Source organism: Lacticaseibacillus rhamnosus (assembly GCF_900636965.1).
Lineage (GTDB): Bacteria > Bacillota > Bacilli > Lactobacillales > Lactobacillaceae > Lacticaseibacillus > Lacticaseibacillus rhamnosus.
Genome location: NZ_LR134331.1, coordinates 1,637,194 through 1,652,098 on the forward strand (window position 1 = coordinate 1,637,194; position 14,905 = coordinate 1,652,098).

Sequence of the window (14,905 nt, forward strand, 5' to 3'; positions counted from 1 at the left end):
GCCAAAAAGTAGCGGATGTTCTTTTATATCTAAGCTGCCATTACCGCGATGCTTCCTCACCCTCGCCAACTTGCAGGTGATACATTTCGTAATACCGCCCATGCTGTGCAAGTAGCGATTCATGTGTGCCGCGCTCGACAATGCGACCGGCATCTAAGACCAAAATCAAATTGGCATCCTGAATCGTGGACAATCGGTGGGCAATGGCGATGGTGGTACGACCTTGACGAATCCGCCGCAGCCCTTCCTGGATCACGGATTCGGTTTCGGTATCAATGTTTGCCGTTGCTTCATCAAGCACCAGAATTTTAGGATCGGTGACCACTGTGCGGGCAAATGAAATCAGTTGGCGCTCACCACTCGAGAATTCACTTCCGCCTTCAATAACCCGCGCGTGATAAGTGTCGGGCAATTTATTGATGAAGCGATCAGCCTGTACAAATTCCGCCGCTGCTTTGACTTGATGATCGGTAATCTGATCATTAAATAGGCGAATGTTGCTGCTGATATCGCCGTAAAACATAAACGAATCCTGCAAGACTAAGCCGAGCTTTTTGCGCAACTCCGGCATCGGATAATCGCGAATATCTACATCGTCAATCAAAATCTGTCCTTGACCAAACTCGTAAAAACGCATCATCACATTGATAATCGAGCTTTTCCCGGAACCGGTATGACCGACTAACGCCACCGTTTCGCCAGGATTGGCCACAAAGCTAATATCGTGCAAGATGTCATGTTCACCATCATAGGCAAAACTGACATGGCGAAATTCGATTTTGCCTTGCTGAATGACGGCATGTGCATCCGGATGTTGTGCGGGCGCGTATTCCTTGCTATCAAGAATCCGGAAAATGCGACTGCCGGCAACAACGCCATCCTGCAGAAACGACAGGTTATCCATCATGTTAACCATGGGATTGAAGAAATTGGCAGTGTAAGTGGTGAACGCATACACCAAGCCGGCCTCGACATAGCTATGCATGGAAATCAGGCCAAATGCCCACAAAACCGCAATCAGCGCTAGTGAATATAAAAGGTTAATCACCGAGGACAGCAACAGCGAGTTTACGCGGATCATCGCTTTGCGGGCATCGAGATACTCCTGATTCGTTGCTTCAAATTCCCGACTAATGCGATTCTCCTGCCGAAATTGCTGAATAATCGCAATGCCTTCAATCGATTCATTCAGTTGGGTATTCAGCTCAGACAATTTTTCACGCATGTGGCGGTATACCTTGGAACTATAAGTGCTGTAATACCAGACCACTACTAACAGAATCGGTAAGAACGCCGCAACCAACAAGGCAATTTTAGGATTAGCCGCAAACATAATCGCAAAGCTGCTGATGACCGAGAATAACCCGACAATGACGGCCAAAATCACATTCCAAAAGTCGGAAAAAGTCATGGTATCGTTGGTAACCCGTGATACGATCGAGCCAGCCGGCGTTTGATCGAAATAACGCATCCCCAATGTGTGCAATTTAGCAAACAGTTGCCGGCGCGCATCTTCCAGTCCACGTTCAGCGCCCATGTTGAACAAGAAGGTTTGGAAGAACTGAAATACGGCCTTAACCAGAGTACCAAATGCATAAAGCACCGCAAACAGCAGCAGAATCTGAACCGTTGCACTTTGATTTGCCAAATAACGATCCATGAAAACCTGCAGAATCTTTGGCAACAGAACATTCATCCCTGCCAGTAACGCGGCTGCGACAATTGCGCCGATAAATTGACGCTTATACGGCCGCGTATAACCCATCAACCGCCGCATAATTTTTAGCTGTTGCCGAACCGGAATGCTTTTTGACCAAGCGCTTTCGTATCCTTTACTTGCCACGCATTTCACCTTCTTCCGCTGCTTCCATTTCCTGCTTAGCCCACATTTCCGCATACCAGCCATGCTTGGCTAATAACTGTGCATGAGTGCCGCGTTCGATCACTTGGCCATTTTCCAACACAATAATTTCGTCAGCATGCATCACGGAGCTCAAGCGGTGAGCTGCAATGATCGTGGTTTTGTGCGCCCGGTCACGTTTCATGTTGGCGAGGATCTCTTCTTCGGTTTTGGCATCGACCGCCGACAGCGCATCATCCAAAATCAACAATTCAGGTGCATTAATGACCGCCCGTGCAATTGCCAACCGCTGCTTTTGCCCGCCGGATAAACTGACCCCTTTTTCTCCGACCAGCGTTTCATAGCCGGCTGTAAATTTCTGAATATCATCGTGCACGGCACTTTCCTTGGCCGCCTTTTCCACTTCCGGCTGCCCCTTTTCAAACGCCGAAAAGCGGATGTTGTCCGCGACCGTGGTTGAAAAAAGAAAATTATCCTGCGGTACGTACCCAATTGAATCCAGCAATGCATCCAGCGAGTAATCTTTGATGTTGTGACCGCCAAACTCGATGAAGCCGTCATAGTTATCGAATTCCCGCAACAAAAGCTTAAAAATCGTGCTTTTACCGGCACCGACTTTACCCACAATGCCCAGCGTATTGCCTTCTAATAAGGTAAAATGCACGCGGCTCAAGGCCACTTGCTGATCATTAGGGTAGCTGAATTTGTTAATCTGATACCGAATATCACCATGCGCCGGTGTCGTAATGGCATCTTTGGCTTCCAAAATCGTGGAACGTTCTTTAAGCAAGTCGTCCACGCGATCATAGCTGGCATTACCACGTTCAAGAATATTAAATAGTCGGCCAATTGCAAACATCGGCCACACCAGAGCGGAAACGTACGTCACAAACGAAACCAACTGCCCGATCGAAATTTGGCTGTGCACCACTTGCCAACCGCCATAAATAATCGTAATCACGTAAGTCAGTCCCATGATCAAACTGGTCGTCGGATCAAATAACGCATCAATAAAGTTAACCCGCCGATTAATCTGAACCGTATGATCGACAATGCGATTGAAATCAGCCGTGTCCTCAGCCTCTTGCCCAAATGTCTTAATGACCTTGATGCCACTGACACTTTCTTGGGTTTTATCATTTAACCGCGAAAAAGCAGCCTGCGACTCCGAAAACGCAGCATGCAACCGCGTTCCCAGTTTACGAGCCATCACCGCCAACAATGGCATCGGCAAAATGGCAATCAACGTCAAGCGCCAGTCCACTACCAAAATCATGGCAATAATCGTGGTACCGCCAGTAATAAACGAATCAAATAAAGTCAAAATGCCGGCGCCCGCGACATTTTGGACCGCATTTAAATCGTTAGTCGCATGCGCCATTAAATCGCCAGTACGGTGTTTTTGATAGAAGGTGGCATCCATTTTCATAAAATGCCAAAACAGCCGGGTACGCAACGTCCGCTCCAGCTTGGCCGCTCCGCCCCAAATAGCGTTACGCCAACCGTAGCGAAACAGATACTGCGAAATCCCGGAAAAGAGCAATAAACCCAACATAAGTGCTAAGTGACTGCTAGTTAATCGCGATTTGCTCATCGCATCAACTAAATCACCAATCACTTTTGGCGGAATCAAATTAACCAATGCAACTAACAGCAGAAAAGTCACACCTAGCAAATATCGCCGCCATTCCTGCTTAAAATACCACCCTAATTTTTTGAAAATTCCCACAACACTTGCTCCTTAAATCAACGTTTTGATCCGGGTTTAACGAACCGGATCAGCTGTTTATGAAATAAATGGCTTACAATTTCTCATAAGCTTCGGTAATAATGAACATCTTCTCATGATAGCACAAACATCGCTAGGACGCGAAAACGCGACGACAAAAAAGAATTCTGTCATCGCGTTTTCTTAGTAATTACTTAGCATTACGTTGGGCTTGTTTCATTTGCGCCATCATCTGGTTGAGTTTCTTAGCAGATGGTTTTTGTCCCATTTGCATCATCATGGTACGCAGCATCTCTTCGTTCACAGGCGGATTATCTTGAAAATACTTCTTCATATATGCCCGTGCGCCGAAGAATCCGCCTGCTAAGCCGACCAGTAACGCAATGATCCCCACAAGTATTGTGACTAACAATGTGCGGCCTCCTTCAAGTTTCATTTCTCATTGTACTAAAGCGCTTCGATGTTGAAAAGACTAATCTTCGCGCCAACCGTGTTCGCGTTGAATTTTTTGAACCTTTTTGCTCGTGATCTCATGGCCTTTTTTATCAAAGACCTGGGTATGCTCGATTTGATCACGTAAGCCCGCGCGAAAATCTTTTAAATAAGCTTCACGCAATTTTTGCCGCTCGATTTTTTCTTCAGGCGTCAAACCCACGCTCCGATCTTTTTTGGCGAGTTCATTAATTCGATCCAATCGTTCTTTTGGTTGTTCTGCCATCGTGCTACCTCCTATAAACGTCTAAACGGCAACCGGTACTATTAGAAATTAGCACTGAATTAATTGCCGGACTTTGGCCTCGACACTATCTGCGTATTTCCGACCGGTAAAACGTTCGATCATCAGTTTTGGTGCATCCTGCTTAGTTCAGTTGAACCGCGGTGTAGTGATAATGTGCGGCCTCATGATTAGGATAAGGCGCATTTTGCAACATCGCAACATATTCTGCGGCACGCCGCTGGGATGAGAAGGCTTTTAACAACTCAATCGGCGCTGACTGATCCGCATAGTAGACAACGTATATCCATTGATCATCCATAAGCCTTCACCTCGAGTCTGTAGCTGGGTGGCTTGAATGATGGGAGTTTGAAAAGGTGTTCAGGCGAGTTTATTTGTGTTTCACCAGCGCGGGAGCTTGCATGTAAGGACCTAGAACCCCAATGGCCGCGCCCTACATTCCAGCTGAACCGGGGGGGGATCCTGTGATACTCCCATAACGCGCTCACCAGCCCAGAAACCTGCACATAAGGGCCTTGGTCGCAATGGCCAAAAGCGGGCCATTGCGACCAAGGCCGCTTATGCTCCGGTTTCTAAACGGGCTGGTTCGCGCTTCCCAAAAAAAAAGACCGTTTCCGGCCTTTTCCATATTAACGACGCTTTTCGCGGATACGTGCTGCTTTGCCGCGGAGTGCGCGTAGGTAGTAGAGTTTTGCCCGACGAACTTGGCCGTGACGGGTTACTTCGATCTTTTCGACCCGTGGTGAGTGTAACGGGAAGGTTCGTTCGACGCCGACACCGTTAGAGATCTTACGGACGGTGTAAGTAGCTGAAATGCCAACACCGTGACGCTTGATAACAACGCCTTCGAACAACTGAATACGTTCGCGTTCGCCTTCAACGATCTTGGCGTGAACACGGACATTGTCACCTGCGCGAAAATCAGGAATGTCGTCGCGTAACTGTTTCTTAGTAATTTCTTGAATCAATGGGTTCATTGGTCTTTCTCCTTTGCCGACATTCATAATCATCCCGACCAGCGGAATGCCGTTGATATGTGACGTATCACAATCAATAAGTTTAGCATGTCCGTCTTGGCGTGTAAAGGTAAAATTCTTTACCTACTCGCAAAGTATCGATCGCAAAGAAATGGCTGCCTTATCAACCTTCACTCTTTTTATTGGCTAAAGACACGCCACTCCTTAATCAACGTCTTGATTGCTTATTGTTCCTTTTAACCGCTCTTCCGCAGCTTTTGTCGCTTCTTCCGTCTTGACTTCACGTAACAAGCGCATCGCATCCTGATCAAGGTGGGCAGCTTGTAAAAGATCGGGTCGCCGCAAATAAGTTCGGCGCAGACTTTCCTTTAACCGCCAGCGGGCAATGAGTTGATGATTGCCGTTTTGCAACACTTCTGGCACCTTCATCCCGCGATATTCAGGTGGTCGCGTGTACTGCGGGTATTCCAACAAGCCATTCTCAAAACTGTCGGTATGGGCACTTTCGTCGTTACCTAAAACTCCCGGCAGCAGGCGCACGATGGCATCAATCATCACCATCGCTGGCAGCTCGCCACCCGTCAAGACATAGTCGCCAAGTGAATATTCATCGGTCACCAAGGTGCGAATCCGCTCATCATACCCTTCATAATGCCCACAAATAAATACAAGATGCTCTGCTTGCGAAAGTTCCCGTGCGGCTTGCTGATCAAACTTCTTGCCAGCCGGATCCATGAGAATCACCCGCTTTGGTCCGGGATGCCGCTGATTAACGCCATCCATCGCCTCAAAAAGCGGTTCCGGCTTCAACAACATTCCGGCCCCGCCGCCATAAGGGGTATCATCAACATGGTGGTGTTTATCGTGACTATAGCTGCGATAATCAACCACATCAAAATCAAGCAGATGGCGTTCAAGTGCTTTACCAATCATGCTTTCCCGCAATGGTTCAAACATATTCGGAAATAGGCTTAAAACGTCAATCTGCATCGTCAATCAACCCTTCCGGTACGATGACATGTGCCTCTTTTTGCTCAAGGTCAATTGTTTGTACCACTGATTTTAGGAATGGTAAAAGCAACTCACTTTTGCCAGGACGCGGAATCACCCAAACATCATTAGGGCCGGGACTTAAGATTTCGCTGACTTTGCCTAACGTCTGGCCATGTTCATCAATCACCGTTAACCCAATAATGTCCTTATAATAGTAACTGCCTTCTTCAAGTGGCTTCAATGCCGCCTCGGTCACTTGTAACTTCTTGCCTTTAAACGGTAACACCTGATTAATATCGGTATAGTCTTTAAACGTCAGCATCGTGAGTCCTTTATGCTGGCGAACCGAGTTAATCGTCAAGGCTGTCTTCGGCGTGGTTGCAACATAGACCTTGTTGCCAACTTTAAACCGCTGTTCCGGAAAATCAGTCGTCACCAATACGCGGACCTCACCCCGAATGCCGTGCGTATTTACAATCGTACCAATATCATAGTAATCTGGCATTTTCTCACCTCTGTGTGCTGTCGTTTCTTTCAAAATAAAAAGACCAGCGCAATATGCGCCAGTCTTTTTATTTTGCATGCGGCGCGTCCAAAATATTGAGCCGCACCCGTTTGCTATACGGGCTTTTTACACTGTATACAATGGTTCGAATTGCCTGGGCAACTCGCCCCTGTTTACCGATGACGCGGCCGACATCTTCAGGCGCAACAGCCAAATCGAAGGCCATATACTCGTCTGTTTCGTGTGCCGTCACCGCCACGGCTTCTGGTTTGGTAACCAACGGGGTAACGATGGCTTTAATTAAGCTGCCGATATCCACCATTAATAACCGCCTTTATTTCTTGGCAAAGCGCGCTTCGTGATACTTCTGCATGATGCCCTTGCTACCAAGCAAGTTACGTACAGTATCTGAAGGCTGTGCGCCTTTTTGAAGCCAGTTCAAAATATCTTCTTCATTTAACTTTAAATCGACTGGATTAGTCAACGGGTTGTAATAGCCCACGGCCTCGATGAAACGACCGTCACGCGGCGAACGTGAGTCTGCTACAACGATCCGGTAGAAAGGCTTACGCTTTGAACCCATCCGCTTTAAACGAATTTTAACTGCCACTAAGTCCACCTCCTGCTCATTTATCAACCTTGATAGCATAGCAAAAATATTTTAAGCTGTAAAGCCTTTTTTCTTTACACAGGAAATTGTTCTGATTATGAATGGAATCGCTTGGCCTTTTTAAGCCGTTTTTTCTTGTTCCGCTTTTGCTTGCGAACCATGGAATTCATGGCCATTTTGCCTAGTTTGCCGGAAACACCGCCACCCATAAGTCCATCAAGGCCCTTCATATTGCCTTTGCTCATTTGGTTCATCATTTGCTTACTTTGGTTGAACTGTTTAATCATGCGGTTAACTTCAACAACCGGACGACCGGAACCAGCAGCAATCCGGCGCCGACGACTGGGATTGAGCAGATCGGGATCTTCGCGCTCTTTGGGGGTCATGGAATAAACAATAGCCTTCATATGCGCAATATCTTTGGGATCCATTTTGACGTTTGCTAAGGCCTTGTTATTGGCCATTCCGGGAATCATCTTCATGATGTCTTCCAGCGGGCCCATTTTGCTGATCTGATCCATTTGATCGAGAAAGTCGTTGAAGTCAAACGAATTTTCGCGGATTTTCTCAGCCATTTCCTGAGCTTGTTTCTCATCGTAGGTCTTTTGCGCCTTGTCAATCAGCGTCAGCATGTCACCCATGCCAAGAATACGGTTCGCCATGCGGTCGGGATAAAAGACATCTAAGGCGTCCATCTTTTCGCCTTGCCCAATGAACTTAATCGGTTTACCCGTTACCGCGCGAATTGACAGCGCCGCCCCACCACGGGTATCGCCGTCTAATTTGGTTAAAACAACACCGGTAATATCAAGCTGCTCATTGAACCCTTTGGCCACATCAACTGCGGCTTGACCGGTCATTGCGTCAACCACGAGTAAGATATCATTTGGGTGCGCAAGTTCTTTGATGTTTTTCAGCTCGGTCATGAGTTTTTCATCAATTTGCAACCGGCCCGCAGTATCAATCAGGACATAATCGTTTTTGTTTTCTTTGGCAGTCGCCAGCCCTTGACGCACAATTTCAACGGGATCCGTGTCCGTGCCCATTTCAAAAACCGGAACATTGAGTTGTTTACCAATGGTTTGCAACTGATCAATGGCGGCAGGCCGGTAGACGTCAGCCGCGATGAGCAACGGCCGCGCCTTTTCATTCTCCATCAAATACTTGGAAAGCTTGCCGACTGTGGTGGTTTTCCCGGCCCCTTGCAACCCGGCCATCATGATAACGGTCGGAATGTGCGGTGCCTTGTTGAGCGGAACTGCCGCCTCGCCCATCGTTTTGACTAACTCATCATTAACAATTTTTATAATCTGTTGCGCCGGCGTCAGACTTTCAAGCACTTCCGAGCCGACTGCCTTGGTCCGAACATTCTTGATGAAGGTTTTGACCACATCAAAATTGACATCGGCTTCCAGCAATGCCAGTCGGATCTCACGCATGGCATCGCGCACATCGCTTTCACTGACCTTGCCTTTACGTCTCAGTCCGCTAAAGGCTTTTTGTAACCGTTCTGATAATCCTTCAAATGCCATAGTATCCCCCTGTTATTTCGCAGTTTGATCCGCGACTCGTTCTAATAATGTACTTAAATTCTTGTCACTTGGATAATGCGTGCGGACATAGCCGACCAGGGCATCCACCGCCTCATTTTGTGCCTGGTAGTTGGCAAAAAGATGCAGTTTCTGCTCATACTCTTCCAAACTGGCTTCCGTGCGGCGAATATTGTCATACACCGCCTGACGTGACACGTTAAACTCCGTGGCAATCTCGCCTAGCGAATAATCATCACCATAGTACAAGGCAAGATAAGCATGCTGTTTATCAGTCAATAACGGGCCATAAAACTCAAACAACGAGTTCATTCGATAATTTTTTTCGATTTCCATGATGTCATTCCTTTAATCCCATGATTGCCGGTCTATCAACTACCCGGCCACTCGAACATGGTCCTTGTATAAGGATACCGGTATCATTTGAAATGGTCAATTAACGTTTTTATTTTGTGAGCGTGAGCCGGCGCGCTTAGAAGTCGGAGTGTAAGTGACCTCGGACGTAATGGCCGGGCTTTGGCCATTGCGGCTGAGGTCCTTACACGCAGGCTTCTGCGCCGGGGAACGCGTTATAGCGTGCATGTCGTGGCAACTGAACCCGCTACCGCTCCGCCAGCTCTTGCTTTTTATAAGTGCCGTGCAAAAAGGTGACTTGTAGGAAATCTAATCAGGCGCATACTCGCTAAACTATGAAACCGATTCCATCATATGCTATTATACCTTTAAAAAGGAGCAACCTTTATGCCAAAAACAACACTAACCTTAACAAGCTCAGATTCACAAAATATTGATGACCTAATCGCAGCAGTAACGCAGAAGCTTGATCAAACCGGGTACGGATTCTTGGCGATTGCTTTTGCTCAAGAGTTGGCTTACCACCAAAGTGATGCCGACAAGTTGGCGTTGATCAAGGAATACGTAACAATCCAATAATTCGCGATTTCCAGTTTTCCCCTATTTCGTGGTACACTGAACATGTGAAAAATTGGAGGGAAGAATATGGTCGCAACCTTTATTTACTGGGCCGTGTTTGCTGTTCTTGCTGCTTGGGGATTGTGGAGTTTGGTTTTCTCATGTGTTTACCTGAGCAACCACGAAAACGGCAACTTATGGTTCTTTGCTATTATCAATGCCATCTTTGGCCTTTTGGGCTGGTTGTTCGCATGGATCATGAGTAACACCGCATGGCAGCAATACTGGTTTGCAAGTAAGGTTCAGCCATCTGCATGGTTTACTTACCTGCTGATCGGTTACCTTGTCTTGATTGTCTTGCAGGTCGTACTTGGCCGGGAAAAGCAAGTCCAGACAGCTTAATCATTGGTTCACGAAACGCAAAAATCGTCACACCTTAGACCTAGGTGTGACGATTTTTATATGCACGCCATTTAGGCATCAATTTGAATTAAACCCTTAAAAAGCCCAGCGACAAATTTAGTCGGATCAAAGGCTTGTAAATCATCCATCTTTTCACCTAAGCCGACCAGCTTGACCGGAACATGCAACTCATTCCGGATCGCAAGCACAATGCCGCCTTTACCAGAACCATCTAGCTTGGTCAAAACGATACCGGTAATTTGGGTTGTTTGATTGAACTCCTTGGCCTGATTCAACGCATTTTGCCCTGTCGTTGCGTCCAGAACCAGCAAGACTTCCTGCGGTGCATCAGGCAACTCGCGGACAATCACCCGCTTGATCTTGTTTAGCTCGTTCATTAAGTTGACTTTGTTTTGCAAGCGGCCGGCAGTGTCTACCAGCACAACATCATAACCTTCATCTTTAGCCCGTTTAACCCCGTCAAAGACAACTGCGGCTGGATCACCGCCTGGATTCGTTGCCACAACCGGCACTTCAACCCGGCGGCCCCATTCCTGCAACTGTTGGATGGCACCGGCACGAAAAGTATCAGCAGCCACTAACAAAACGCGTTTACCTTCTTCTTTGAGTTGATGAGCCAATTTGCCGACTGTTGTGGTTTTACCCGCACCGTTGACACCGACAAATAGGAAAACGGTTGGCCCTTCTTCGGCAAAATGCAGCTGATTGTCCTCACCTTTGCCTGCTTCACCATACATATCGACCAACTTTTCGACGATCACCCGCGAAACCGCCTTGGGATCTTTAGCATTTTTGAGTTTCACTTCTTCGCGCAACTCATCACTAAGCCGCACCGCCGTTTCAAACCCGACATCGGATTCGATCAGCATTTCTTCAAGATCATCGAAAAAATCTTCATCAACCGTGCGAAAGTTGGCAAACAGTGCATTCAGCTTTTCACCAAAACTACTACGGCTTTTTTCCAGGCCTTCATCGTATTTATTTTCTTCAGGCGTCTCCGGCTCAGTACCGGTGAACGCTTTTTTAATCGCATCAAAAAGTCCCATTAACTTGTCGCCTCTTTCTGTGATTGGTCCAAACTAACGGCCATAATTCGACTCACACCCGACTCCTGCATGGTCACCCCATATAAGACATTGGCTGCAACCATCGTACCATGACGGTGAGTAATGACAATAAACTGAGTTGCACTGGCATAATGGCGTAGGAATTCGCCAAACCGGTTCACATTAACGTCATCCAGTGAGGCTTCAACTTCATCCAGAATGGAAAATGGCACCGGCCGCACTTTGAGAATCGCAAATAACAACACGATTGCCGTCAATGCCCGTTCGCCTCCAGACAACAGCGATAGGCGGGTTAACTTCTTGCCAGGCGGCTGTGCAGAAATCTCAATGCCCGTCGTCAACAGATCATCCGGATTGGTCAGGCTTAAATGCGCGTGACCGCCACCAAACATCTGCGGGAAGATAGCTTCAAATGCACTATTTGTCTGATCAAACATGGCTTTGAATCTGGTCTTGACCGTTTCATCCAATTCATGCATCGTAGCGACTAGCTGTTGTTTAGCCGCTAAAAGATCATCCTGCTGCTTGGTGAGAAATTCGTACCGTTCATTAACTTCTTTAAATTGGTCAATCGCATTTAAATTAACCGGACCTAATTCATCTATTCCTCGCTTCAACAGTTTCAATTTGCTCTTAAGCTCAGGAATCGGGGCATGATCCGCCGCAACTGCTGCTTTAGCTGCTTCATAAGTTAACTGATAATCTTCAGCCAAAGTATTCAGCCGCGCATCCAGCCCCAGTTTCACGCGATTAAGCGCAACCGCTTGCTGTTCAGAAGTCGCCATCGCCTGATGCTGCTGATCATAAGTGGTCGTGATCCTGGCTGAGATGTCGCTTAATTTTCCGCGATTAGCCGCTTTTTCCTGCGTCAGCTTAGTTTGATCGGCTTTAAGCTGCGTCAGTTCTTTTTTCAAGCTGGCAATTGTTGCGGTCCGGCTTTCCTTTTCCGCGGCAGTTTCCTTGGCGGTTGCCGTAATGTGCGCAATTCGTTGTTGAAGCTCAGTTGACTGGGTTTGCGCATCGGTCGCTTGCGCCTGCCATTGCTGCTGCTGATCGTGGAGCGTTTGCAGATCATTCGCGATGACGGCTAACTTGGTCTTTAAACCATTAACGGCTGCTGCTTGCTTAGAACTCGAGTCAGCTGCAGCAACAGCGGCTTCCTTAAGCTGCTCAATCTTGGCCTGTGCATCGGCAATTTCTTTGGCAATCTTTTGACCTGCTTGATGTAAATCAGCCAACTTGGTACTCAAATCAGCCTGCGCGGTATTGGCCTGTTGTGCGGCTGCCAATTGCCGCTGCGCCTGCCGCAATGTCTCGGCTTGGGCATTATGCTGACTGGTAATGGCAGTAAGATCGGCTGCTAATGCTTGCGCTTGAGCAGTAGCAGTTTGCCAGGCTTCCTGCGCCGCGTTTTCCTGTTTGGTCAAGGTCGTCAAATCCGCTTGCTTTTGCTTCAAATCTGCAACCAGATCCTGCAATTGCGTTTTGAGGTGGCGCGCTTCTTGATTACGCGCCAGTGGTGAGGCTTGCCGGCCTTGCTTAACCTGGCCACCCGTCAGCGAGCCGCCTGGGTTTAAAATATCCCCAGCGGTTGTGACGATGCGATACCGATGATGCGTTGTATTGGCAATGACAATCGCATGTGGCAAGGTGTCCACAATTAACACACTACCCAGCAAGTTCGCCATCACGGCTTTCAAATCAGCTGGATACTGTGCCAGTTGCAACCCTGTTCCTAAAAAGCCGTCTGCACCTTCAACTAACTGCAAAACCGCACTTGGCAATTCCCGCGGCCGCATCACCGCAGCCGGCAGGAAGGTTGCCCGACCAGCACGCTGTTGTTTCAAAAGACTGATAGCGCGTTGTGCAGCTGCCTCATCACGCGTCACAATGGCTTGTAAATTACTGCCTAACGCTAAATCAAACGCTTGCTGGTAAGCAGATGGCACCTCAAGTAATTCCGCGACCGCCCCGATGACACCTGGTAAGGAAGCTTTATGTTTCAACACCACCCGCACACCATTATAAAAACCGGCATAATCTTCATTTAATTCGGACAAGGTTTCATATCGAGCCCGCGCGCGCTGATAAGTCGCCATCTCATCTTGATAAGTCTGCTGCTGATCAGTTCGTACTTTTTGAATTTGTGTCAGCTTGTCTTTGGCTTCTTCTGCCGCCGCTTGTTGTTGATCGACTTTGGTTTGAAGCTGCTGCTGTTGATTCAATAGTATATTAACTTTGGCTTCCTGATCCTGAGCCTGTTTACTCAGCTCATAAATCCGGCGATCATGCGCGGCATTTTGACTCGCTGCCAGTTGCTGATCTTTTTGTAAAGCGGCCTGCGCATTTTTGTTATCCGCCTGGGCTTTTAACAAATCAATGTAATGATTCTGCACCGTTTCCAATTGCCGATTAATGGCTGCCGGATCTTGGCTGGCTTGCTTTTGTTGGGCCAATTGCGTTTTGAGCTCAAGTTGTTTGGCTTGAGCCGTCTTGGCTTGCTTAGCCAAATCCGCTAGCCGCTGGTTGGCTTCGGTTAACGATTGCTGCGTATGGGCCAGACGTTCTTTCAAATCAGCCAGAGTCGTTGCTGCATTAGCCGACCGTTCACTGGATAAATTAGCCTCACCGCTGAGATTCTCCAGTTTCATCGACCGACTTAAGACTTGATCGTTAAGGTGATTCAGCTGTTCTTCATACTGGTGATCAACCGCACTCAGCTGTTCGGATTGATGCTCCAAGTCCTTAACCTTAGCCGTCAATGCCGCAATTGTTGCTTTGGTAACCTTGGCCTCACCTTGCGTTTTCTCCTGTTCAGCCGCCAGCTGCTCAATTTCAAGTGCCAACAAGGTTTGATGGATCCGGTGATAATCAGCTGATTGCTGTTGGTAATCCTTGGCCAACGAGGCTTGTTCCCGCAACGGTTCAACCTGATGTTTCAACTCGACAATAATATCGTTGATCCGCGCCAGATTGTCGTCATTGTTAGCTAACTCGCGCTCTGCTTTGGTTTTTTGCTGCTTATATTTATAAACGCCAGCGGCTTCTTCAATGATGCCCCGGCGTTCTTCTGGTTTACTATTAAAAATGGCTTCAACCCGGCCTTGCGAAATAAATGAAAAACTTTCGCGTCCCAAGCCGGAATCCATAAACAGATCCACAATGTCTTTCAGGCGCACATCCTGGTTATTTAATAAAAACTCCGAAGTGCCGTCGCGGTATAGTCGCCGCGTCACTGAAACTTCTGCCGGTTGATTTTTAAGATAACCGTCACTGTTGTCAAAAGTCATTGTGACTGCTGCCCGATTTAAAGCAGGCCGACTATCCGTACCTGCAAAGATAACATCACCCATTCGTTCGCCTCGCAAACTCTTGGCACTCTGTTCACCCAGCGCCCAGCGAATCGCCTCGGTGATGTTACTTTTCCCGCTTCCATTTGGCCCGACAATTCCGGTTAAGCCGGAAACAAAATCAATTTCGGTTTTATCTGCAAATGATTTGAAGCCATTAATGATCAAACGCTTTAATTCCATGATGACTCC

The 14,905-nt window shown here is 47.6% G+C and carries 16 protein-coding genes; 2 read left to right on the forward strand and 14 right to left on the reverse strand.

What is annotated here, in order from left to right:
- Nucleotides 1-40 precede the first annotated feature (40 nt).
- From EL173_RS08350 to EL173_RS08405, 12 genes are all read right to left on the reverse strand, one after another.
- Nucleotides 41-1,843: an ABC transporter ATP-binding protein gene (locus EL173_RS08350; RefSeq protein WP_005689623.1), complete on the reverse strand. Its 1,803-nt coding sequence runs from the start codon at nucleotides 1,841-1,843 to the stop codon at nucleotides 41-43.
- Nucleotides 1,833-3,590: an ABC transporter ATP-binding protein gene (locus EL173_RS08355; protein WP_005689625.1), complete on the reverse strand. Its 1,758-nt coding sequence runs from the start codon at nucleotides 3,588-3,590 to the stop codon at nucleotides 1,833-1,835. The genes EL173_RS08350 and EL173_RS08355 overlap by 11 nt, the downstream gene beginning before the upstream one ends.
- Nucleotides 3,591-3,780: 190 nt before the next feature.
- Entirely contained in the window at nucleotides 3,781-4,002 is a 222-nt protein-coding gene (locus EL173_RS08360; RefSeq protein ID WP_005684335.1) for a YneF family protein, read from the reverse strand.
- A 60-nt stretch (nucleotides 4,003-4,062) separates the two neighbouring features.
- A complete protein-coding gene (locus EL173_RS08365) occupies nucleotides 4,063-4,308 on the reverse strand; it encodes a DUF896 domain-containing protein (RefSeq protein WP_005684336.1) in 246 nt (81 codons plus the stop codon).
- A 142-nt stretch (nucleotides 4,309-4,450) separates the two neighbouring features.
- Nucleotides 4,451-4,627: a hypothetical protein gene (locus tag EL173_RS08370; RefSeq protein WP_005684338.1), complete on the reverse strand. Its 177-nt coding sequence runs from the start codon at nucleotides 4,625-4,627 to the stop codon at nucleotides 4,451-4,453.
- Nucleotides 4,628-4,955: 328 nt separating this feature from the next.
- The gene (gene rplS, locus EL173_RS08375; protein WP_005684339.1) at nucleotides 4,956-5,303 is read right to left on the reverse strand and encodes a 50S ribosomal protein L19; all 348 of its coding nucleotides are present in this window, start codon (nucleotides 5,301-5,303) and stop codon (nucleotides 4,956-4,958) included.
- A 204-nt stretch (nucleotides 5,304-5,507) separates the two neighbouring features.
- The gene (gene trmD / locus EL173_RS08380) at nucleotides 5,508-6,293 is read right to left on the reverse strand and encodes a tRNA (guanosine(37)-N1)-methyltransferase TrmD (protein ID WP_005689631.1); all 786 of its coding nucleotides are present in this window, start codon (nucleotides 6,291-6,293) and stop codon (nucleotides 5,508-5,510) included.
- The gene (gene rimM / locus EL173_RS08385) at nucleotides 6,283-6,801 is read right to left on the reverse strand and encodes a ribosome maturation factor RimM (protein ID WP_005713961.1); all 519 of its coding nucleotides are present in this window, start codon (nucleotides 6,799-6,801) and stop codon (nucleotides 6,283-6,285) included. The genes trmD and rimM overlap by 11 nt, the downstream gene beginning before the upstream one ends.
- 67 nt (nucleotides 6,802-6,868) lie before the next feature.
- Nucleotides 6,869-7,123: a KH domain-containing protein gene (locus EL173_RS08390; protein WP_005684342.1), complete on the reverse strand. Its 255-nt coding sequence runs from the start codon at nucleotides 7,121-7,123 to the stop codon at nucleotides 6,869-6,871.
- 12 nt (nucleotides 7,124-7,135) lie between these two features.
- Nucleotides 7,136-7,411 carry a 30S ribosomal protein S16 gene (rpsP, locus tag EL173_RS08395; RefSeq protein WP_003564756.1) on the reverse strand — a complete coding sequence of 92 codons (276 nt, stop codon included), beginning with the start codon at nucleotides 7,409-7,411 and terminating at the stop codon, nucleotides 7,136-7,138.
- 95 nt (nucleotides 7,412-7,506) lie between these two features.
- A complete protein-coding gene (ffh, locus tag EL173_RS08400) occupies nucleotides 7,507-8,943 on the reverse strand; it encodes a signal recognition particle protein (protein ID WP_005689633.1) in 1,437 nt (478 codons plus the stop codon).
- Between the two features lie 12 nt (nucleotides 8,944-8,955).
- The gene (locus EL173_RS08405) at nucleotides 8,956-9,297 is read right to left on the reverse strand and encodes a putative DNA-binding protein (protein ID WP_005684346.1); all 342 of its coding nucleotides are present in this window, start codon (nucleotides 9,295-9,297) and stop codon (nucleotides 8,956-8,958) included.
- A gap of 405 nt (nucleotides 9,298-9,702) precedes the next feature.
- Here EL173_RS08405 and EL173_RS08415 point away from each other — a divergent pair, with 405 nt between their 5' ends.
- Entirely contained in the window at nucleotides 9,703-9,894 is a 192-nt protein-coding gene (locus EL173_RS08415) for a hypothetical protein (RefSeq protein WP_005689635.1), read from the forward strand.
- 66 nt (nucleotides 9,895-9,960) lie between these two features.
- Nucleotides 9,961-10,275 (forward strand): hypothetical protein, encoded by a 315-nt coding sequence (locus EL173_RS08420; RefSeq protein WP_005684349.1) that lies wholly within the window; start codon nucleotides 9,961-9,963, stop codon nucleotides 10,273-10,275.
- 71 nt (nucleotides 10,276-10,346) lie between these two features.
- On the opposite strand, the gene ftsY is transcribed toward EL173_RS08420, so the two are convergent.
- Together ftsY and smc are read right to left on the reverse strand one after the other, a co-directional pair.
- Nucleotides 10,347-11,342, reverse strand: coding sequence for a signal recognition particle-docking protein FtsY (gene ftsY, locus EL173_RS08425; RefSeq protein WP_005689637.1), 996 nt, complete (start codon nucleotides 11,340-11,342; stop codon nucleotides 10,347-10,349).
- Nucleotides 11,342-14,896: a chromosome segregation protein SMC gene (smc, locus tag EL173_RS08430; RefSeq protein WP_005689638.1), complete on the reverse strand. Its 3,555-nt coding sequence runs from the start codon at nucleotides 14,894-14,896 to the stop codon at nucleotides 11,342-11,344. The genes ftsY and smc overlap by 1 nt, the downstream gene beginning before the upstream one ends.
- Nucleotides 14,897-14,905 lie beyond the last annotated feature (9 nt).

What these genes read in the sequence shown, in the direction of transcription:
- EL173_RS08365 (WP_005684336.1), bottom strand. Translation starts at nt 4,308, where the DNA reads ATGGCAGAACAACCAAAAGAACGATTGGATCGAATTAATGAACTCGCC.
- EL173_RS08370 (WP_005684338.1), bottom strand. Translation starts at nt 4,627, where the DNA reads ATGGATGATCAATGGATATACGTTGTCTACTATGCGGATCAGTCAGCG.
- rplS (WP_005684339.1), bottom strand. Translation starts at nt 5,303, where the DNA reads ATGAACCCATTGATTCAAGAAATTACTAAGAAACAGTTACGCGACGAC.
- trmD (WP_005689631.1), bottom strand. Translation starts at nt 6,293, where the DNA reads ATGCAGATTGACGTTTTAAGCCTATTTCCGAATATGTTTGAACCATTG.
- rimM (WP_005713961.1), bottom strand. Translation starts at nt 6,801, where the DNA reads ATGCCAGATTACTATGATATTGGTACGATTGTAAATACGCACGGCATT.
- EL173_RS08390 (WP_005684342.1), bottom strand. Translation starts at nt 7,123, where the DNA reads ATGGTGGATATCGGCAGCTTAATTAAAGCCATCGTTACCCCGTTGGTT.
- ffh (WP_005689633.1), bottom strand. Translation starts at nt 8,943, where the DNA reads ATGGCATTTGAAGGATTATCAGAACGGTTACAAAAAGCCTTTAGCGGA.
- EL173_RS08405 (WP_005684346.1), bottom strand. Translation starts at nt 9,297, where the DNA reads ATGGAAATCGAAAAAAATTATCGAATGAACTCGTTGTTTGAGTTTTAT.
- EL173_RS08415 (WP_005689635.1), top strand. Translation starts at nt 9,703, where the DNA reads ATGCCAAAAACAACACTAACCTTAACAAGCTCAGATTCACAAAATATT.
- EL173_RS08420 (WP_005684349.1), top strand. Translation starts at nt 9,961, where the DNA reads ATGGTCGCAACCTTTATTTACTGGGCCGTGTTTGCTGTTCTTGCTGCT.
- ftsY (WP_005689637.1), bottom strand. Translation starts at nt 11,342, where the DNA reads ATGGGACTTTTTGATGCGATTAAAAAAGCGTTCACCGGTACTGAGCCG.
- smc (WP_005689638.1), bottom strand. Translation starts at nt 14,896, where the DNA reads ATGGAATTAAAGCGTTTGATCATTAATGGCTTCAAATCATTTGCAGAT.